22 protein-coding genes are annotated in these 19,746 nt (G+C 59.4%); 10 read left to right on the forward strand and 12 right to left on the reverse strand.

Annotated elements, in window-relative coordinates:
- Window positions 1–61: 61 nt before the first annotated feature.
- On the forward strand, window positions 62–1,300 hold the full coding sequence (locus ATU_RS08510; RefSeq protein ID WP_010971836.1) for an AI-2E family transporter: 1,239 nt from the start codon (window positions 62–64) through the stop codon (window positions 1,298–1,300).
- Between the two features lie 403 nt (window positions 1,301–1,703).
- Here the strand turns inward: ATU_RS08510 and ATU_RS08515 are convergent, their stop codons facing one another.
- Window positions 1,704–2,159 (reverse strand): GNAT family N-acetyltransferase, encoded by a 456-nt coding sequence (locus ATU_RS08515; protein WP_010971837.1) that lies wholly within the window; start codon window positions 2,157–2,159, stop codon window positions 1,704–1,706.
- 107 nt (window positions 2,160–2,266) lie between these two features.
- On the opposite strand from ATU_RS08515, the gene ATU_RS08520 reads away from it, so the two are divergent.
- Complete coding sequence (locus tag ATU_RS08520; RefSeq protein WP_006314354.1) at window positions 2,267–2,680, forward strand: hypothetical protein; 414 nt, start codon at window positions 2,267–2,269, stop codon at window positions 2,678–2,680.
- Between the two features lie 263 nt (window positions 2,681–2,943).
- On the opposite strand, the gene ATU_RS08525 is transcribed toward ATU_RS08520, so the two are convergent.
- From ATU_RS08525 to ATU_RS08535, 3 genes are all read right to left on the reverse strand, one after another.
- On the reverse strand, window positions 2,944–4,098 hold the full coding sequence (locus ATU_RS08525) for a DUF2336 domain-containing protein (RefSeq protein WP_010971838.1): 1,155 nt from the start codon (window positions 4,096–4,098) through the stop codon (window positions 2,944–2,946).
- Window positions 4,099–4,203: 105 nt separating this feature from the next.
- Entirely contained in the window at window positions 4,204–4,821 is a 618-nt protein-coding gene (locus tag ATU_RS08530; RefSeq protein ID WP_010971839.1) for a flavin reductase family protein, read from the reverse strand.
- Window positions 4,821–5,402 (reverse strand): nitroreductase family protein, encoded by a 582-nt coding sequence (locus tag ATU_RS08535; protein ID WP_010971840.1) that lies wholly within the window; start codon window positions 5,400–5,402, stop codon window positions 4,821–4,823. Before ATU_RS08535 ends, ATU_RS08530 begins: the two co-directional genes overlap by 1 nt.
- Window positions 5,403–5,511: 109 nt before the next feature.
- Between ATU_RS08535 and ATU_RS08540 the strand changes: the two genes are divergently transcribed.
- Window positions 5,512–6,492 (forward strand): hypothetical protein, encoded by a 981-nt coding sequence (locus ATU_RS08540; protein WP_006314350.1) that lies wholly within the window; start codon window positions 5,512–5,514, stop codon window positions 6,490–6,492.
- A 187-nt stretch (window positions 6,493–6,679) separates the two neighbouring features.
- Here the strand turns inward: ATU_RS08540 and thrS are convergent, their stop codons facing one another.
- From thrS to ATU_RS08560, 4 genes are all read right to left on the reverse strand, one after another.
- Window positions 6,680–8,683 (reverse strand): threonine--tRNA ligase, encoded by a 2,004-nt coding sequence (thrS, locus tag ATU_RS08545; RefSeq protein ID WP_006314349.1) that lies wholly within the window; start codon window positions 8,681–8,683, stop codon window positions 6,680–6,682.
- A 126-nt stretch (window positions 8,684–8,809) separates the two neighbouring features.
- A complete protein-coding gene (locus tag ATU_RS08550) occupies window positions 8,810–9,334 on the reverse strand; it encodes a DUF1697 domain-containing protein (protein ID WP_006314347.1) in 525 nt (174 codons plus the stop codon).
- On the reverse strand, window positions 9,331–9,690 hold the full coding sequence (gene yidD / locus ATU_RS08555) for a membrane protein insertion efficiency factor YidD (protein ID WP_006314346.1): 360 nt from the start codon (window positions 9,688–9,690) through the stop codon (window positions 9,331–9,333). Before yidD ends, ATU_RS08550 begins: the two co-directional genes overlap by 4 nt.
- A gap of 3 nt (window positions 9,691–9,693) precedes the next feature.
- Window positions 9,694–10,140 (reverse strand): iron-sulfur cluster assembly scaffold protein, encoded by a 447-nt coding sequence (locus ATU_RS08560; RefSeq protein WP_006314345.1) that lies wholly within the window; start codon window positions 10,138–10,140, stop codon window positions 9,694–9,696.
- A 280-nt stretch (window positions 10,141–10,420) separates the two neighbouring features.
- Here ATU_RS08560 and folE point away from each other — a divergent pair, with 280 nt between their 5' ends.
- The 3 genes from folE to ATU_RS08575 all read left to right on the forward strand — a co-directional run bounded on the left by folE (window position 10,421) and on the right by ATU_RS08575 (window position 12,660).
- Window positions 10,421–11,047 (forward strand): GTP cyclohydrolase I FolE, encoded by a 627-nt coding sequence (folE, locus tag ATU_RS08565; protein ID WP_003495569.1) that lies wholly within the window; start codon window positions 10,421–10,423, stop codon window positions 11,045–11,047.
- Between the two features lie 126 nt (window positions 11,048–11,173).
- A complete protein-coding gene (hisI, locus tag ATU_RS08570) occupies window positions 11,174–11,626 on the forward strand; it encodes a phosphoribosyl-AMP cyclohydrolase (protein WP_010971841.1) in 453 nt (150 codons plus the stop codon).
- A 95-nt stretch (window positions 11,627–11,721) separates the two neighbouring features.
- Window positions 11,722–12,660: a patatin-like phospholipase family protein gene (locus ATU_RS08575; protein ID WP_006314342.1), complete on the forward strand. Its 939-nt coding sequence runs from the start codon at window positions 11,722–11,724 to the stop codon at window positions 12,658–12,660.
- Window positions 12,661–12,740: 80 nt separating this feature from the next.
- Here ATU_RS08575 and ATU_RS08580 read toward each other — a convergent pair whose 3' ends face one another.
- Together ATU_RS08580 and ATU_RS08585 are read right to left on the reverse strand one after the other, a co-directional pair.
- Window positions 12,741–13,175, reverse strand: coding sequence for a CBS domain-containing protein (locus ATU_RS08580; RefSeq protein ID WP_010971842.1), 435 nt, complete (start codon window positions 13,173–13,175; stop codon window positions 12,741–12,743).
- Between the two features lie 154 nt (window positions 13,176–13,329).
- Window positions 13,330–14,067, reverse strand: a complete 738-nt coding sequence (locus ATU_RS08585) for a rhomboid family intramembrane serine protease (RefSeq protein WP_010971843.1) — start codon at window positions 14,065–14,067, stop codon at window positions 13,330–13,332.
- A gap of 355 nt (window positions 14,068–14,422) precedes the next feature.
- Between ATU_RS08585 and ATU_RS08590 the strand changes: the two genes are divergently transcribed.
- From ATU_RS08590 to ATU_RS08600, 3 genes are all read left to right on the forward strand, one after another.
- Window positions 14,423–14,980 (forward strand): PAS domain-containing protein, encoded by a 558-nt coding sequence (locus tag ATU_RS08590; protein ID WP_035258626.1) that lies wholly within the window; start codon window positions 14,423–14,425, stop codon window positions 14,978–14,980.
- Window positions 14,981–15,161: 181 nt separating this feature from the next.
- Window positions 15,162–15,779 carry a PilZ domain-containing protein gene (locus ATU_RS08595; protein WP_006314338.1) on the forward strand — a complete coding sequence of 206 codons (618 nt, stop codon included), beginning with the start codon at window positions 15,162–15,164 and terminating at the stop codon, window positions 15,777–15,779.
- Between the two features lie 722 nt (window positions 15,780–16,501).
- Window positions 16,502–17,110: a transglutaminase-like cysteine peptidase gene (locus tag ATU_RS08600; RefSeq protein ID WP_006314336.1), complete on the forward strand. Its 609-nt coding sequence runs from the start codon at window positions 16,502–16,504 to the stop codon at window positions 17,108–17,110.
- Between the two features lie 256 nt (window positions 17,111–17,366).
- On the opposite strand, the gene ATU_RS08605 is transcribed toward ATU_RS08600, so the two are convergent.
- Together ATU_RS08605 and ATU_RS08610 are read right to left on the reverse strand one after the other, a co-directional pair.
- A complete protein-coding gene (locus ATU_RS08605) occupies window positions 17,367–17,801 on the reverse strand; it encodes a DUF1489 family protein (RefSeq protein ID WP_010971846.1) in 435 nt (144 codons plus the stop codon).
- Window positions 17,802–17,866: 65 nt separating this feature from the next.
- On the reverse strand, window positions 17,867–19,270 hold the full coding sequence (locus tag ATU_RS08610) for an L-serine ammonia-lyase (RefSeq protein WP_010971847.1): 1,404 nt from the start codon (window positions 19,268–19,270) through the stop codon (window positions 17,867–17,869).
- 93 nt (window positions 19,271–19,363) lie between these two features.
- Here ATU_RS08610 and ATU_RS08615 point away from each other — a divergent pair, with 93 nt between their 5' ends.
- The gene (locus tag ATU_RS08615; protein ID WP_010971848.1) at window positions 19,364–19,654 is read left to right on the forward strand and encodes a hypothetical protein; all 291 of its coding nucleotides are present in this window, start codon (window positions 19,364–19,366) and stop codon (window positions 19,652–19,654) included.
- Window positions 19,655–19,746 lie beyond the last annotated feature (92 nt).

Below are 19,746 nucleotides of genomic sequence, written 5' to 3' on the forward strand. Positions count from 1 at the left end.
TGTATCGGTGTGACAAAGTGAATGCACCCCTTTGAGGGGAGAATGCGAGAAAGAGCCTGCCGTGAGTAACATTGACAGCCGTAAGCAGAATGGCGAACCGAGATGGCTTGGTCCCGCCAGCCCGACGCGGATCGCCCTGATACCGCCCATATCGGCTGCGCGCTGGCTTCTCCTTCTGGTCGTCCTTGCGGGCATCTATTTCTTCAACGGCTTTCTGGTTCCGGTTCTCGCCGCCCTCGTCATCGGTTTCGCCAGCTGGCCGGTCTATACGCGGCTTTTGCGGCAGGTGGGCGGCAACACCACGCTCGGCGCCACCATTGCCATCATCCTCATCATCGCCTTCCTCGTGGTGCCGATCTTCATCGCCGCCTCCTATACGGCAACCGAAATCCGCGAATGGTTCGGCTGGGCGGTGCATGTCAACAAGGCGGGCGCTCCCGTGCCGGACTGGATCGCGGCGCTGCCGGGCATCGGCCCCTGGCTCGGCGAACAATGGGTGAAATATATCGGCACGCCGGGCGCGATCGGCGAAGTGATCCAACTCGTCAGCGGTGCCAATATCGGCAATATCTACAGGGCGATCCTCGCCGCCGGCAACGGCGCCTTCCACCTCGTGCTGACCCTGCTGTTCATGCTGATCGCGCTGTTTTTCGTGTATCGCAACGGCGCGGGCTTCACCCGCCAGATCGATCTCGTGGGTGAGCGTATCCTGCCGACGCGCTGGGAACGCATTTCCCGCGTCGTGCCCGCCACCATCAGCTCCACCGTGACCGGCATGACTCTGATCGCCATCGGCGAAGGCATCATCCTTGGCATCGCCTACTGGATCGCCGGCGTGCCCTCGCCCGTCACGCTCGGCGTGCTTACCGGCGTCATGGCCCTCATTCCGGGCGGCGCGCCGCTTTCCTTCACGCTGGTGTCGATCTATCTGGTCGCCAGCGGCTCGCCCGCCCACGGGCTGGCGCTGTTCGTCTGGGGTTCTGTCGAACTCTTCATCGTCGACAAGACCATCCGCCCGAAGCTCGTCGGCGGCCCGATCAAGCTGCCCTTCCTGCCGACCTTTTTCGGCCTCGTCGGCGGCGTCAAGACCATGGGCTTCCTCGGCCTCTTCATCGGCCCGGTGCTGATGGCGCTGCTGGTCGCGATCTGGCGCGAATGGGTGCGTGAAGTGGAAATTTCCGCTGCCGTCAGCGCCGAGCTTCCGCCTCCGCCGCCCACACAGAACGATCCGGCCACGGAGGCCGTTTCGCATGAGGACGACAACGACGAAACGACAGCGTTTCGGAAAGCCGCTTTTTGATTGGTGAAGCCTGAGGCAGATGCCGCGGTTCAGGTAAAGATAGATAATCCGCGAACCTTGCATCCGTCCATGCTCGGGCTCATTTCGCGCATCTACGACTTATCGGTTCTCCGGTACGGGATTTGATTTTCGGTACGTTGCCGTCAGCCTCAAGTTTAAGTTTTCATTGAGGTCTGAAACGGGTTGGGAACGGTAAATACACCATCGGCGTCATCCTCGGCCCTGTGCCGAGGATCTAATCACGTCTAATAAAATCAATCTGTTGCAGATAACAGGGACAAGCCCGAGGCTGACGTTGGAGTGCTTGACGCGATCTGTTGTCCGTCGTCCGCTCTACTTTTCATGGCGTGTCAATTCCTTCGTTTCGGACACTGCAAGGTAGAGGCGAACCTGTGCCGTAGACTTAAAGCGCCCTCTCCATGAACAGGCTCAGCGGATCGGGCTTATAAGGCGCAAAGGCCTCTATCTCCACAAATCCCTCCTTGCGGTAAAGGCCGATCGCCTCCGGCTGGCTGATGCCGGTTTCGAGCCGTATGGCGGAAAGACCAAGCTCCGTGCCACGCGCAACAAGCGTATCCATGATCAGCTTGCCGATCCGCAAACCCCGCGCCTCGGGATCAACGAACATGCGCTTCACCTCCGCCGTGCCGTCACCCGCCTCCACCAGCGCACCGCAGCCGACCACTCGGCCATCGTGCCGGGCCACGAAAAACGAGACATTGTCCTTCTCGAGCGCGCCGATATCGACCAGGTGATTGCTCTCGGCCGGATAAAGCGAGGCCATATAGGCGTTGGAGAGATCGATGAGGCGCAGAACGGCTTCCTGGCGCGGCGTTTCAAGCTTGATTTCGATGGCCAATGCGATGCCTGCTTTCTTTCAAAAAATGCGTATTTCGTCGTAATGTCACTGCAATCGGGATAGATGAGTTTCTAGAGCATTATTCCCGACAGAGGCAACCACACACCATGAAAACAGCCCTCGTTCTCATGACCTTCCTTGGCTGCGACGACAGCGCCACCGATTGCCATTACCTCGCTACTTCACAGCAGCGCTGGACGAGCATCGAACTGTGCGACGCCGTGTCGGAAAAGGAGCTGGAACGCTTCGCCAATGCCTCCTATCCGGTCGTGGTGGCCGTGTGCCAGACACCGGGTGAGCAGACCCCACAGACGGCCGGCACGCCTGCTGCCGCACCCGCCGACACACAACAGGCAACCGCAGAGGTTACGCCGAAGGAAGAGGAAAGCCTCACCAAACAGGCGATCGGCCGCGTCAGCCGCATCCTTCCTTCCACCGAAGGCATAAAGCACTTCCTGGGAACGCCGGTGAGGATGGTTGAAAACAGCTATTCGTGGATTGCCAAGCGGTTCGACAAGTGATTGCGGGAAATTCCACGCCAGTTTCTTTGCCGCTGCGACGCAGAGTTTTCCTCTAAGAGGAAAGCGCGCACCGCCCTCATTCCTGTGCTCGTCACAGGAATCCAGTCGACGCGCGTCTGCGCGACGGGAGGAGTCTTTTCAGCCCAAGGACTTGGTCTGGCTGGATTCCTGTGACGAGCACAGGAATGAGGGTGAGAGGATGCACTTCGTCGGGAAAATTAGGGCACTCATGGGATTTGCATCAACCGAAGAATAACCAGCCCTTACGCCGCCTCGACCGAAAGCGCTTCCGCGTAATAGCGGGCCTTTTGCCGCTCTTCCGCAATGGCGAGCTTGCGCACCGCATGCAGCAGTTCAAACAACGTTTCCGAGCCGCTCACACCGCGGAAATGCGCCAGCAATTCGGCCGAGACGGATGCCGCCGCTTCCGAAAGCTGCGAACGGGCGGCGCGGCGCCACATCAGTGTCGCCGCGATGAAGACGTCAACGACATCACCTGAAAGGCCGATCGACTGGAACAGGGCCTTCAGCGCATGCGGCCGCCCGGTTGCCAGAATGGCCCGCACCTTGCGGTCATCGAGACCGGAGAGATTGACCATCGCTGCCGTGAAGAACTCCAGCCGGCCCGAACAGACGGCATGGATGAGCAGCGCCGGCGTCAGCTCCAGCCGCTGGCGAAGATGCTCCACCAGCGCCGGCAATTCCGGTGAGGAAACGCCAGCGGCGATGAGGATCGTGGCGGAATCTTCCGCTTCCCGAAACAGACTGTCGGCGCGGTTGCGGGCAATCATCGCATGAACCAGCCCAGACCCGGCAAGCGCCTCGCTGATGCGGCCCACCAGCAGGTGGCGCGCATCGGCAGGCAGCGCCTCGCGGCGAAGCAGCAGATCGCGAATATCGGCATCCGAACCATGACGCTCGGCAATGCGCCGAAGCGAAAAAGGCGTGATGAAGGCATCGTCATTTTCGAGCAGGATGAGGGTTTCCGGCAGATCGCCGACTTCGGCGAGTGCGGCGCAGACACCGCGCGGCAGGCCCGGCCTTGCGGCGATGAGGGAGCGCGTCAGGCTTTCGCCCCGCCCGGCGAGATCAACCAGATCGGCCTCACCGAGAACCGGCGAACGGGCAATCACCGTGCAGGCGATTTCCGGCTGGTCTTCGGCAAGTGAAAAGAGAATGGCGCGCGGTGCATCATGGGCATCCGCCAGCGCCTCGGCAAGCGCCAGTCGCACACGCGGTGAAGGATCATCCAGCAGATAGGTCATCGCCATATAGGCGGCATCACGGTTTTCCCGCGCCATGTCGGCCTGCAGATAGGCACGGCCGAGCGCATTGGCGGCTTTTGCCCGCTCGCCCGATCCGGCCTTTTCAGACCAGCGAAGAAATGCCTGTACGATCACCTGAGCCTCGAAACACATTCATACAACGGATGACGGCATCATCGCCGCCACCATGTATAAAACTCTAGGCGCAAATGGTTTACGTTTGGTTCACCATAAAATTTAACCCTTGCCGGCGAAGGATTATACTGATGGCGCAGCAGAGGGGCGCTGTAGCTGGAATACATCGCTGCCGCCATCGCAATAATCCATATAGCCCATGCGCGCCACCGGACGCGCTAGCCCCATGTCGATGCGACCATCCCGAATGATCGTCTCACCGATATGGATCGCCATCACCTGTCCGATCACCATCCACGAATCGGTCGGTTTGCCTTCGATATCGGTCAGTTGCTGGATCTGGGTTGCGCGGCACTCCAGAACCGCCAGAGCTTCGCGCACGAAGGGTGCATCGACCACTCGCCCGTCGACGGCGGTGAGACCGGCAAGGGCGAACTCATCGACATCATACGCAACCGGCGCGGAAGACGCATTCATCCGGTCGACAAGATGGCGGCTGACGAGATTGGCGGTAAAGACGCCGGTCTCCTCGACGTTGCGCAGGCTGTCCTTGCGGCCGCTCGAGGAAAACATGACGAGCTTCGGCCGGTCCGAAATCGCGTTGAAGAAGGAATAGGGAGAGAGGTTCAAGACACCCTCCCTGCCCTTCGAACCGATCCAGCCGATCGGCCGCGGCGCGACGATCGCCTTGAATGGATCATGCGGCAGGCCGTGCTGATTGGTGTCGGTCGTATAAAACATCAGACGTCACCAACCCAGGTAACGACATCCGCCAACTCGGGGCGTGGCCGCTCCACCGGCGGAAACGTCGTTGAGCCGATGTGAATGTAGCCCGCGACCTTCTCTTCCGCACTGACACCGATCTCCGCAAGGAAGGCCGGATCGAAAGCAAGCCACTCCGTCAGCCAGTTCGCTGCAAAACCGCTGGCATTGGCCGCGAAGATGACGTTGAGGCAAACGGCACCGGCGGACATGACCTGTTCCCATTCCGGGATTTTGAAATGCGGTTTTGCGGTGCTGATGACGGCGATGACGACGGGCGCGCGGGTAAAGCGCGTACGCTCCGCCTCCTGCTGCTGCAGATCGAGATCGGGGTTCTTCTCGAGCGCGATCCTGAGCGCCGCCTCACTAAGACGTACCCGCTCCTCGCCGCGATAAACGACGAAACGCCAGGGGGCGAGCTTGCCATGGTCGGGCACGCGCACGGCAAGGCGAAGGATTTCCTCGATTTCCCCTTTCGAAGGGCCGGGTTCGCTGAGTTGCAGGGCCGGCGTGGAGCGGCGAACCCTGAGGTAATCGAGGAGTTTGATATCGCTGGTCATGATCAAAAATCTTCCATTCTGCTGTCATCGCGAAACTAGGGCCTTGAAATAGCCATGGCATTGGTTTTGAAGTGATCCGGGAAAAACAAGAAGTCAATCGGTATCGAAAATGTCGGCAATCAAAATCGCGGCACGTCTGGCCATTGCGTTCGCCGCGATTGGCGTTTTATCGCAAGCAGCCTTTTCGCAGGATGCCTTTAAAGACTTCAAGCAGCTCGGCGGCACGCCGAAAATGCCCAAACTCAACGCTTTCACTGCCCCTTCCGCCCCCAATGCCCCGACGAGCACCGCCCGCGATATCGCCATGGAAGCGAAGTTGACGAGCGAAGGCGAAGCGGTGAAGGAAGGCCTCTCCTGGCGTGTCTTCAGCCCCATTCCGGGCACTGACGGCAAGCTGCCGATGCTGGCAAGCTCCGAGGGCGGTTCGGCGCAGTTTCATCTCGTGCCTGGCGAATATTTCGTCAACGTTGCCTTCGGCCGTGCGGGCGTTACCAAGAAGCTCAACGTACCGGCCTCCGGCAATGTCCAGAAACAGGTGCTGATCCTCGATGCCGGCGGCTTCGTGCTGAATGCGATTGCAGGCTCCGACAAGCAGATTTCCGGCAACCAGCTGAAATTCTCCGTCTATTCCTCCGACGCCCGTCCGGATGGCGAACGCGGCCTCGTGATGGCCGATATCAAGCCCAACACCATCGTGCGGCTGAATGCCGGCACCTATCATGTGGTTTCCGAATATGGCAACGTCAACGCGGTGGTGCGTGCCGATATCCAGGTCGAAGCCGGCAAGCTGACCGAAGCGACGCTGCAGCATCAGGCGGCACAGATCACCCTGAAACTCGTGTCCGAACAGGGCGGCGAGGCCATTGCCGATACGGCCTGGTCGGTGCTGAACGGCGGCGGCGACGTGGTCAATGAAAGCGTCAGCGCCTTTTCGACCATGGTGCTGGCCGAAGGCGAATATACCGCCATCGCCCGCAACAAGGACAAGGTGTATCAGCGCAACTTCAAGGTCACGTCGGGCCGGGATTCGGATGTGGAAGTGCTGATGAAAGACCAGGCGCCGGAAGACATGACCGGGGATTTTGAGTAGGTTTCCACTACAGCCACGGTGCTTGAAGGATCGTTTTCCTACATTTACGCTCGACGTCCTCCCCTAATCACGCCCAATCAAATCGAGACGTTGCAGATGCTCGGGACAGGCCAGAGCATGACGGAAGAGAGCTTTCAGCACGTTATCGAAAACAAAAAACGGCCCCCGAAGGGGCCGTCGTCATTTATCAGGCAAGCTGCTTCTTCGCCGCAAGCTTGCGCTTGACATCCGGCGGCGTCGCCTCGTCCACGAGGCTGGTGATCGCCTCTTCGAGCGACATCGACGTCTGGTTCTGCGAACCGAGACGGCGAATGTTGACGGTGCGCTCTTCCGCTTCCTTGCGGCCGCAGACAATGATGACCGGAACCTTGGTCACCGAATGCTCGCGAACCTTGTAGTTGATCTTCTCGTTGCGGAAGTCGGTTTCCACCGCCATGCCCGCCTCCCGCAGCGCTTCGGCAACCTCGCGGCCGTAATCGTCCGCATCCGAGGTGATCGTCGCGACCACGACCTGAAGCGGTGCGAACCACAACGGCATGTGACCGGCAAAGTTCTCGATCAGGATACCGAGGAAGCGCTCCATGGAGCCGCAGATGGCGCGATGGATCATCACCGGCTGCGTCTTTTCCGAGTTCTGGTCGATGTAGAAGGCGCCAAAACGTTCCGGCAGATTGAAGTCCACCTGCGTCGTGCCGCATTGCCATTCACGGCCGATGGCGTCCTTCAGCGTATATTCGAATTTCGGCCCGTAGAAAGCACCCTCGCCCGGCAGGATGCCGGTCTTGATGCGGCCGCCGGACTGCTCCTCGATGGTTTTCAGAACCTCCAGCATCACGCTTTCGGCGCGATCCCAGAGATCGTCGGAACCGACGCGCTTTTCCGGACGGGTCGAGAGCTTGACGACGATCTCGCTAAAGCCGAAATCCTCATAGACTGAGAGGATCAGGTCGTTGATGCGCAGGCATTCCGCTGCCATCTGCTCTTCCGTGCAGAAGACATGCGCATCGTCCTGCGTAAAGCCGCGAACGCGCATAAGGCCGTGCAGTGCACCCGACGCCTCATAACGATGCACGTTGCCGAATTCCGCAAGACGCACGGGCATTTCGCGGTAAGACTTCAAGCCATGCTTGAAGATCTGAACGTGACCGGGGCAGTTCATCGGCTTCAAGGCAAAGACGCGCTGATCGGCTTCCTTGTCATCGGGATGGGTAAAGGCATGGGCGGATTTCACCGCGAACATGTTTTCCTGATACCAGCCCCAGTGACCGGAGGTTTCCCACAGCGATTTGTCCAGCACCTGCGGCGCATTGACTTCCTGATAGGTATTGGCGAGACGCCGGCGCATATAGGCCGTCAGCGTCTGGAACATGCGCCAGCCCTTGCCGTGCCAGAACACCACGCCCGGACCTTCTTCCTGGAAATGGAACAGGTCCATTTCGCGGCCGAGGCGGCGGTGGTCGCGCTTTTCAGCTTCGGCCAGCACGTGCAGATAATTGTCCAGCTCTTCCTGCGTCGCCCAAGCGGTGCCGTAGATGCGCGACAGCATCGCATTGTTGCTATCACCACGCCAATAGGCGCCCGCCACCTTCATCAGCTTGAAGGCCGTACCGATCTGACCCGTCGAGGCCATATGCGGACCACGGCAGAGATCGAACCAGTCGCCCTGATAATAGATCTTAAGGTCCTGACCTTCAGGAATGGCATCGACCAGCTCGACCTTGTAGTTCTCACCCTTGGCGGCAAAAACTTCCTTGGCCTTCTCGCGCGACCAGATTTCGCGGGTAAACGGCTTGTTGCGCTGAATGATCTCCTTCATCCGCTTTTCGATCTTCGGCAGATCTTCCGGCGTGAAAGGCTCGTTCTTGGCGAAGTCGTAATAAAAACCGTTCTCGATGACCGGACCGATCGTCACCTGCGTGCCGGGCCACAGTTCCTGCACGGCTTCAGCCATGACGTGAGCAGCGTCGTGGCGGATGAGCTCCAGCGCACGGCCGTCTTCACGCGTGACGATCTCTATTTTGCCATCGGTGATGGTCTCGGACAAATCGCGCACGGTGCCGTCAAGCGCAATGGCGACGGCTTTCTTGGCAAGCGATTTGGAGATGGATTCGGCGACCTCGCGGCCGGTCGTACCGGCGGGGTAGCTGCGCACGGATCCATCGGGAAATGTAAGGGAAATGGCTTCAGACATCGTCTCGTGCTCCTGTCCAGTCCCGCCAACGAATGCGGGTGGTGTTGGAATAATGATCTGCCCGCGATAAGCGAACAGGCAGGCTGATAAAGGCTTTTGCCATTCCAGTCAAAGGTGAAGGGCAGGTCAGCGAAGCATTTCCGCGAGACCATTGACCGTATTGGCGTTGCGGGTCGTGCCGATACCGAGCCTTTTGGTGGTCAGGACCGACAGCAGTCTGCTCTCGCTAGGTTTGCCCCGAAAATCGATCCACAGGTCGCCGCCGACCACGGCAACCTCTTCCCGCTGACGGGACTTATCGAATAATCCGAGAACGTTCTCGTCAAGCGGCTCCCGCATGACCCGAACGCAGACGTCAGGCGGATTGCCATGCGGAAACGGATTGTCCGCCGCCAGTTTCAGCCAATCTCTGCCAGAACGAACGAGAATATCGACATGTCTGCCGAAACGGGTCTCAAAGGCACGCTCCAGCCTGTCTTCAATCTCGCGAACAGGTGCCGCTTCAGCGCAAAAAACCAGATTTCCGGTCGCGACAAGTGTCTTGCATTCTGCAAATCCCAGCTCTTCCGCCAGGGCCCTGAGATCGGCCATGATGAGCCGCTTGCCGGGGCCGAGCACGATGCTGTGCAGCAGGGCCACATAGTCATTCATCGATGCCGGCTCCAGTAACGCCACGGCGTCCACCAGCGTTTGCTGCCATCGAGTTCTTCCGGAACCGGGTCCAGCCCGCTGGTGCCACCAGGGCCGCAGCGCGCCACACGAAACAGCGCCATCCAGCCGCCGGCCCAGAGCCCATGGCGGGCAATCGCCTCATAGCCATATTCGGAACAGGTGGGGATGTGGCGACAGGAATTGCCGACAAAGCCCGATAGCGTCAGCTGATAAAGCCTGATGAAGCCGACGCCGAAAAGCCGTCCCGGTGTCTTCGCAAAGCTGCCCGCCCAATTGCGGGATCGCCCGGCTTTCACCGCTGTCTGCTCATGCCGGCAGCCCGGTTCGCCGCACATCGGCTAACCCGCGACGTTGAGAGCCGGCCGGCCTTCGATCTGGTCGAGCGCATCGACCACCGCCTCGAAGGTCAGCATGGTGGACGCGTGGCGTGCCTTGAAGTCTCTGACCGGCAAAAGTACCCGCATATCCTCAAAACGGCCCGTCGGTCCCTCGCCATCTTGTTTCAGCATGGCGAGCATGTCTTCCCGCGCCTGCCGGATTTCGCCGCTGGAAGCGCCAACAATGTGATGCGCCATGATGGAGGCCGAGGCCTGCCCCAGTGCGCATGCACGGACTTCATGCGAAAAAGCCGTCACGGTGCCGTCCTCGACCTTCAGATAGACCTTGAGCTTAGAGCCGCATAACCGCGAGTGTTTTTCAGCGCTGGCATCGGCATCATCGAGAACTCCCGTCAATGGGATATTCCCGGCAAATTCCAGAATGCGATTATTGTAGATATCGTCCATCGAAGTGTCCGGCGCGCTCAAAAATGCCCAAAACGGGACAGGTCAGATTTTTCAAACACAGCGTTTGTCGCAGTGATGCTTTTCTGCCCTTCGTTCTCATTATATGCTAACGAGCTTTCTGGACATCAAGCCGTGATCAAATTAACGGCTCCGATACCGAAAAAACAGCATCGGTCTTGCCAAAATGCTGTAAAACAACCAGATAGCAGCAGCTGCGAACATGAGTTCGCGATGAAAAACGAATTCAGGTGCGGCCTTTACCCGCATCGGGAGAGACGGAATGGATGCGATCGTGAAGAATTTCCCCGGCGCTGGCGCAAAACCAGACGTGGCCGAAGCTCGCCCAAGCCAGGCCGAAGCGGAAGAAGCCGTGCGCGTTCTCCTGCGCTGGGCAGGAGAAAATCCCGCCCGCGAAGGACTTCTGGATACGCCGAAGCGCGTCGCCAAGGCCTATCGCGAGCTTTTTGCCGGTTATGAGCTGAATGTTCAGGACGTGCTTGGCACGACCTTCGAGGAAGTCGGCGGTTATGACGATGTGGTGCTGGTGCGCGACATCCCCTTCTTCTCCCATTGCGAGCACCATATGGTGCCGATCGTCGGCAAGGCGCATGTCGCCTATCTTCCGGCCGGCCGTGTGCTTGGCCTGTCGAAGATCGCCCGCGTCGTCGAAATCTTCGGCCGCCGCCTGCAGACGCAGGAAAACATGACGGCGCAGATCGCAAGATCGATCGAAGAAACGCTGAAACCGCGTGGCGTAGCCGTCATGATCGACGCGGAACATATGTGCATGTCCATGCGCGGCGTAAACAAGCAAGGGTCCACGACGCTGACCACCAGCTTCACCGGCACGTTCAAGAACGATCCGGCCGAGCAGGTGCGCTTCATGACCATGGTGCGGAACCGCTGAACATCGGACCGGAAACTGTAGCGCGGGTTTCCTGAAACCCGCTGCTCAGACAAAATTTTGGAGTGGCGGACTGATCCCATCGTCTCCGCCGCTTTGAAACCTTCCGCTTTTCTCCCCGGGGTAGCCATGTCCATTCCCTTTCCGTCCGCGCCTGCGGACAAGGAAGCGCTCGAAAACGCAGGTCTCTTTTCGCCGAAATTCGATGCCCACGGCCTCGTCACCGCCGTGGTTACCGATGCGCGCGATGGCGAATTGCTGATGGTCGCCCATATGAATGCGGAAGCTTTGTCGCTGACGCTCGAGACCGGCATCGCGCATTATTACAGCCGCTCCCGCGACAAGATCTGGAAAAAGGGCGAAACCTCCGGCAACCTGCAGACGGTGAAGGAATTCCGCACCGATTGCGATCAGGATGCCGTATGGCTGAAGGTCTCCGTTGCCGGCCATGATGCGACCTGCCATACCGGCCGCCGCTCATGCTTTTACCGCACTGTCGAGCTATCAAACGGCGATGCTGTGACGAAAATCACCGACGACACCCGCCATTTCGACCCGGCCACAACCTACTCCAATACATAATCGGCCACCTTCCATCGGCCGCACCAATTTGCTACCAATATAGCAGGCTCCGGGGGTAAGGGCGGAACCTGAAAGGCAGGCAGGGAGTGCGACAAATGTTGGGATGGGGAAATCGTCACAATCAGCTTGCGGCTAGAAATCCCGAAACCACCGGCAATGAGCCGCCCGTCACCCAGATCGTTGACAAGCACCGCATCGCGCTTGCGCTTGGCGGCGGGGCGGCCCGCGGCTGGGCCCATATCGGCGTGCTTCGGGCGCTGGATGAAGCAGGCGTGAAGATCGGCATGATCGCCGGCACCTCGATCGGCGCACTGGTCGGCGGTTGTTATCTCGCCGGCAAGCTCGACGAGCTGGAGGAATTCGCACGATCGCTGACGATGCGCCGCATTGCCGGCCTGCTCGACCTGACGATCGGCGGCGGCGGCCTCTTCGGCGGCATGCGGCTGACCAAGCGCATGCAGGAGCATCTGGAAGGCCTGCGCGTCGAAAACCTCGAGCACCCCTTCATCGCTGTCGCCACGGAACTGCGAACCGGCCACGAGGTCTGGATCCATCAAGGTGATCTCGTCACCGCGCTGCGCTCCTCCTACGCGCTGCCCGGCATCTTCGAGCCCGTGCAATGCAATGGCCGCACCCTGATCGACGGCGCGCTCGTCAATCCCGTGCCCGTTTCCGTCTGCCGGGCCTATGAGCAGGCGCTGGTCGTTGCGGTAAACCTCAATTACGATCTTTTCGGCCGTTCCGCCGTGGTCAAGCACGCGGCCTCACCACAGGGCGGCGGCACACCGCCCGCGGAAACGGCGCCGCGTCCCGGCCTGCCGGGCGTCATGGTGCAGGCCTTCAACATCATTCAGGACAGAATTTCGCGCTCGCGCCTGGCGGGCGATCCGCCCGACCTCATGCTGCATCCGCGCATCAACGATATCGGCCTGTCGGAATTCCATCGCGCCAGCGAAGCCATCGACCGCGGATATCAGGAAACGCGCGCGCGTATTCCCGAACTCGAGCGCATGCAGCAGGCATTCCGGCGCTGACGGCGAGACCCTCGCCTCCTCACCGTGTCAGTTCCTCGTCGGAATGCCCCGCCAGAACCCACCTTACATGACAAATGGGATCATCCGGCAATATAGGCCTTGATATGCTCGGCCTCGGCCTCGATTTCGCCGATCCGCGCCTTCACCACGTCGCCGATGGAGATGATGCCGGCAAGGCGGCCATTTTCTTCAACCGGGACATGCCTGAAGCGTCCGCCCGTCATGATTTCCATCAGCTGATCGGTGGTGGAATTATGCTGGCAGCGCACCACATTCTTGGTCATGGCGACGGAGACGGACTGCTGAAGGGAAGCCGCACCCTGGCCTGCAACGGCCTTCACGAGATCGCGCTCGGTGAAGATGCCGAGAACCACACCATCGGCGTCTGTCACGACGACGGCACCGATCTTGTGCGCATGCAGCGTGCCCGCCGCCTCACCGATGCTGACGTCGGGACCGACAGTCACGACATCCCGGCCCTTGCGGTCGAGAAGATCCTTTACGAATGTTGCCATGCCTTCCTCCTCTTTGCAGCGATTTGCAGTGCCGCAGTCTCCCCCGGCGGTTGCAAATCATGCGGTATGGTGCGCTGAGGCCCGCGTGAATGCAATCCCGGATGGGACGCGCACAAGCAAATTTGCGCCGAAGCCGACAAGGAGCGTGATCGGCTTAACGTGACGGGCGATCGAAAAGGCTAAAGAACAGGAAGCCGAGCAGGAAGCCGAAGACATGTGCATCCCAGGCGATTTGCCCGCCGACATCACCGAACAACGGCACGCCGATTGCAATCAGCACATTGCCGAACAGCCACATCAGCGTGAAGATCAGCACGGTGCGGTTGGAAAGCGCCGCAAGAATGCTCTGCCGCGGCATCAGATGGCCGAAGGAGGCGCTGTAGCCACCGCGTACGGGAAAGGCGAAACGACAGGCCGCCCCCATCAGCGCCGAAACGACGCCGGACGCGCCGATCAGCACCGTGACATCACCCCAGTTCAAAGCCGCATGACCAAAGGCCGAAACGGCGGCGGAAATGCACCATAACAGCACGAAGCGCACTGTTCCGATCCGGCGCAGAACCGGCGCGCCGAAGGCCATCAGCCACAGGCCGTTGAAGAGAATATGCTCGATGCCGCCATGCAGGAAAGAATAAGTCACCGGCGTCCAGAGCCATTCCAGCCCCTGCTGAGAAAAAGGCACCGCATAACGCAGCGGAATGAAGCCGAAGGTGAAGATGAACCAGCCATTGCCTTCCTCGGAAAGGAGGTAGGCAGGAACGACATAGGCAATGGCCAGCGCTGCCAATATGCCGACGAGCAGCCCCGGCAGGTTGAAGATGGGATTGTTCGTGTCGTCTTTCGGTTCCGGCGTTTCCGAAACCGGCGGCTGTTCGCCGTCCTCGTAGGACATGATCCCATCCCTGTTTTGGTCGAAATTGGTGTTCCCCGAGCAATATAGGAAGCCCGAACGAAAAAAAAGCCGTCCCGCCTTTGTTGTACGCGACGCCGAACCGCAACCGGTTCGAGCGCCGAGCCACGGGCGGTCCGGCTTGCCGGCACGCCCTTGGAATCACGGGCGGCGCCATCAATTGTGCTGAAGGGAGAGTTCCCCCGACATGGCGGAACGGATGCCATGACTGTGGTCGCCAGACAATCTCAACCATTTGTTAACCTTAACAAATCCGGTTGGCACGAAAATCGCTACACATAGAATTACAGACGTTCGGATGGACATGATGTCCCAAAAACGAACAAGGAGAAATGCTATGAAAAGCATGGCCGGACTGGACATATATGCCTATTGGGATGAATTGCGCGGCAGCAGATCCGCGCCGCGTCGCGAGGATATCAATCCCGCAAAACTCAAAACCCATCTTGGCGATCTTTTCATCCTCACGGACAAAGGAGAGGCCACCCCTTTCTTCCGCCTTGCGGGCACGCGCCTCTGCGACCTGTTCGGCCGGGAATTACGCGACCGGCCGTTTTCGGAGCTGTGGCAACCGGTGAATGCCACTTTCCCCTGCCGGGTGGCGCGCGGCATCCTGCACCATCAATTGCCCGTTATCTTCGATGTCGAAGCGGAAGACGAGTATGGCGCAGCACCATTGGCATTCGAAATGCTGCTTTTGCCGCTCCGCACGGATGCCGATGCCGCCCCGCGGCTGCTTGGCGCGCTTCTTGCCGAACGGCCGCGCCATGAATTCGCGGCGCCGATCAGCTGCCTGTCGATGAAAAGCAGCCGCCTGCTGCGAATGGACATCGCGCCGTCAGAGCATCGGGCAGACATGGAAACCGCCTCTACGCCATTTGCGGGAAGCTTCTGACGACCTGTCCCGCTACGCATGCCCAGGTCGCAGGGTTACCGCCGCCGTAGAATTTTTAAAAAATAGGTCAAAGCTGTAACGATTTTACCGATCAGAAGAATTGTAGAGATTAAAGAATACAGTCTGTTAACTCGCGCAATGTAGAAACCTACCGTCATCATTCATTATAATTGCGCTGCTCATGTTTTCGTCCCGCTCGGTCAACACCGCCCAAATTATGCGCCCGGTTGAGGAAGCCCACCTCGACGACGCCGTCCGTGTGTCTTTCACCGGCCGCCTGATGTTGCCCGACCATGAAGAATATGATTGCACCGCGACCGAGATGACCGCCGAACGGGCGCAGTTCACCTGCTCGGGCATGGCCCGCAATGGTGACCGCGTCATCGCCTATCTCCAGCATATTGGCCGGATCGAGGGCACGGTGACGGCGCTGACCCCAGCAGGCTTCCTCATCGCCATCAACGCGCCGGAGCGCAAGCGGGAAAAACTCGCCGCCCAGCTGGCATGGATCGCCAAACGCCAGTTGCTCGGCCTGCCGGAAGACCGCCGCCATGATCGCCTGACGCCGCGTAACGCAAAAGCGCAGCTCGTTCTGGAAGACGGCGTGCTCGTCGCCTGCCGGCTGATCGACCTTTCCTTGTCGGGTGCAGCCATCGAGATCGAAAACCGCCCGCCGCTCGGCAGCCGGGTCCAGCTCGGCAAGAACATGAGCGGCAAGATCGTGCGCCACTTCATGGAAGGCGTCGCGGTCGAGTTCGACCGGGTGCAATCGCCCGACGCGCTGATCGAGTTCATTTAAGATCGTCCAACGGATACGGTGCGGCTTCGCGCCGTTAAGCTGCGTGCGGCATTTTGAGCGCGCGGTGCCCTTCGCCATGGCCTCATAGTTGAGAGTATTCCAGGCTGGGTTATCTCTTCCCCTGCGCCAGGGCAGGATGCAAAGATTGCCTTCCCGCAAGCACCGCTTCACCTCGGAAGCCTTCATTCTCCCATTCTCGCTGCAAAACGCCCATGGCCATGCCGTGACGCCTACGCCATCCCGCGCCTGTGAGGCGCGCGGATCGGAGAATGCGATGATGAGGGCCAGCTGCACACCAGATCGGCCCAGATTATCGCCTTGGGCGGCCGCAAAAGCCGGTCTTCAAAGATTTTTCCAAGAAAAATGCGATTTTTTTGAAGTTTTTTCGCCGCCCTTTTCGGACTGTTCCAGCCTGAAACACTCATCCCAAAACGGGAAATCCACGTCTTCGCCAAGCCCTGCGAGCCGACCACATGCCACCACAAAAATTGCGGGGCGTGGAAAACCGCTTTAAATCCAGCGGCGTAGATGACTACCAAAAGCCTAAGACGGGAATGCGTAAAATTGTGATAAAATTTGCCTCAAAAACGCGTAAAAACTCACTCAAATACAGTTCAAAATAGCCGCTAATTTGCTGAAATTTAAGCTCAAATTGCCTCACCTAAATTTCCGTCGGCTCAAAATATAACTGCGAATGTCTCCTCACCACGGGGAGACAAGCAATGAACAAGAACAACCGTTTCGTATTCACTCTGATCGCATTCATCGTCAGCGCCTTCGCCCATCAGGCAAGCGCTTCGCCGGCCGCCGTCATGCGTGTGATCGGCAAGGCCAATCCGCCGATTGGTCACTATGAATTCTGCCAGACCTATCAGAGCGAATGCCAGCCGACCTCGCTGGACAATGGCCCGTTGCAGCTGACCGAAGAGCGCTGGAAGACGATGCTCGACGTCAACTACACCGTCAACACCACGATCACGCCGATGACCGACATGGAAATCTATGGCGTTGAAGAGCGCTGGGCCTATCCCACCACCGTCGGCGATTGCGAAGATTTCGTGCTTCTGAAGCGCAAGATGCTGATGAACAAGGGCTTCTCTCCCTCCAACCTGCTGATCACCGTCGTTCTGCAGCCGAATGGCGAAGGCCACGCCGTTCTGACCGTCCGCACCGACCGTGGCGATTTCGTTCTCGACAACATGCGCAACAAGGTCATGAACTGGTCGGAAACCGAATACACCTACCTGAAGCGCCAGGACACGGCCAATCCGGGCCGCTGGGTGAAAATTCAGGACGGCCGCGCCACCGCGGCGGTCGGCGGCATCCGGTAAGTCACGGCAAGCCCCACAGCATACCGTCTCCGTCTCCCCAGATAAAAAGCCGGCTCCGCAAGGGCCGGCTTTTCATTTGCCGATGAACGCCTGACACTCGACGTCATCCTCGGGCCTGTCCCGAGGATCTGATCACGTCCAACTCAATCGAGACGTCGCAGATGCTCGGGACAGGCCCGAGCATGACGGAGGATAGCTTTCAGGACACCATCGACTCGGCCGGCGACACAAGGATTTCATTTTCATCCATGGAACGTCAGAGCAAGCCAAGCTCGGCCAGTTCCCGCCTGAGGTCCGAGGGCATGTCTTCCCCGCCTCCGCCGCCACCGAGATCGCGTGGCGCCTCGTCATCCTTCAGGTAACGCCAGCCCTGGAACGGCCGCTTTGGCGCTGGCGAGGTCTCGATCACCTCGGGGCCCAGAATGAGATCGCAGCGGGTAATACCGTCATCCCCCTTGAAGGAGCGGATATCGAGCAGATTCTGCCGCGCCTGCACCTGACCCTTGATGACCCAGTAAAGCGAACCGCCTTCCAGCAGTTCCTCGACCCGTTTCGGGATCATCCGGGTGGTGTGGACGCTATGCGGCTCAAGGCCGGCGGCAATGGCCGTCAGGGATCGATGCGCCACCCACTCCCTCAAATCCTGAAGGGAGTCCGCACCGACGCAAAGTTTAATGAGATGTAGAGGCATGCCCCTATCAATGCCTTTTTGCGACGGGCGTCAAGCATCTGGACGGTGCCTCACGCCCTGCCCGCTCAGCACTCCACAACGTTGACGGCGAGGCCGCCGGTGGAGGTTTCCTTGTATTTTTCACTCATGTCATTGCCGGTCTGGCGCATGGTCTCGATACAGGCATCGAGCGGCACGAAATGTTGCCCGTCGCCCTTCAATGCCAGCGAGGCCGCCGTCACTGCCTTGACGGCACCCAGTGCGTTGCGCTCGATGCAGGGCACCTGCACCAGTCCCGCAATCGGATCGCAGGTCATGCCAAGGTGATGTTCAAGCGCGATTTCGGCAGCATTTTCGATCTGTTCAGGTGATCCGCCCATGACGGCAGCAAGCCCCGCCGCTGCCATTGCAGCAGCCGAACCCACCTCGCCCTGACAGCCCACCTCTGCGCCCGAAATGGAAGCATTATGCTTGATGATGCCGCCGATGGCCGCCGCCGTCAGCAGGAAGTCACGCACGTCGTCGACAGTCGCATCCTCGTGAAAATGCCGGAAATATCTGACAGTGGCAGGCACGACGCCCGCCGCACCATTGGTCGGCGCCGTGACGACACGCCCGCCGGCGGCGTTCTCTTCGTTCACGGCCATGGCGTAAACACTGAGCCAGTCATTCGCCATGACGGGGTTGAGCCGGTTGCTGCGCCACTCCTCATTGAGTTTCTCATAGATGGAACGGGCACGGCGGCGCACCTTGAGGCCTCCGGGCATGATACCATCCACCTTCAGACCACGTTCGATGCAACCGTTCATTGCCTCCCAGATTTGATCGAGCCGCTCGTTCAGCTCGTCGCGTGAGACGACCGTTTCCTCGTTGGCACGCTTCATCTGGGCGATGGTGCGGCCGGAACGGGTAGCCATATCGAGCATTTCCCGCGCGGACGCAAAGGGATAAGGCACGCGCGGACCATTATCGATGGTCTTTCCGCGCTGCTTGATCGCCTCCAGTTCCGTATCGGTCACGACGAAACCGCCGCCGACGGAATAATAGATGCGCTTGATGAGCAGCCTGCCCTGATTGTCGAAGGCGGAAAAGATCATGCCGTTGGCATGGCCGGGCAGCGGGTTCTTCTTGTCAAAAACCAGATCTTCGGCCGGGCGGAACACATAGGACGGGTGGCCGGGCGGCGTGACCGTGCCTGCCTTTTCCACGGTCTCGATGATGGCGTCCATCGCATCGGGATCGACAAGATCAGGCCGCTCGCCGGTGAGACCGAGAACGACGGCACGCCCGGTGCCATGGCCGATGCCCGTAAAGGCGAGAGATCCGTGCAGGCTGACTTTCAGCTGCGCCACGGCCGCACCCGCCGGCCGCGGCCACTCGTCACTGAGGATCAGCGCCAGAAAGCGGTTTGCAGCCGTCATCGGCCCCATCGTATGGGAGCTGGAAGGACCGATACCGATCTTGAAGACGTCGAAGACCGAAAGAAACATGAAATATACCCTGCATATTGGATTTCTACCCATCATATCCAAAGCTGCAGCGGATCGCCACAAAAGAGCGGCACCGGCTTTTGCAGCTGCGACATGAAGGTGCCGGAAACGAAAACAGCACGGTTTCCAGAGGAAAACCGCGCCGTTTCAAAACCCGTCATTCAGGAGAGAAGCTTATGGGCTGCCAAAAATGTACGTCAATGCGAGAAAAGCGGCAAAGCCTGCAAGTGCGCGTATGGTGACGCCCCAGCAGGATTTCTGAGCGGTTTCTTCCATGATTACTCCAGCTATTCACTCTCCGGGGGATCTTCAAGACCCGGCCCGTTGAGGCAAGCATTTATTAAAATCCGGCGGCGAACGCAAATGCAAAAAGCGGCTAAATGAAGGCGTTTTCGATAAGCTGCCATTCGCCCCATGCATAGGTCTGTGAAAAAACAAGGTGTTAGCAGCAGGCTTGAAAAGGCACCGTTTGGGGC

The organism is Agrobacterium fabrum str. C58 (genome assembly GCF_000092025.1).
In the GTDB taxonomy this organism is placed as follows: Bacteria; Pseudomonadota; Alphaproteobacteria; order Rhizobiales; family Rhizobiaceae; genus Agrobacterium; species Agrobacterium fabrum.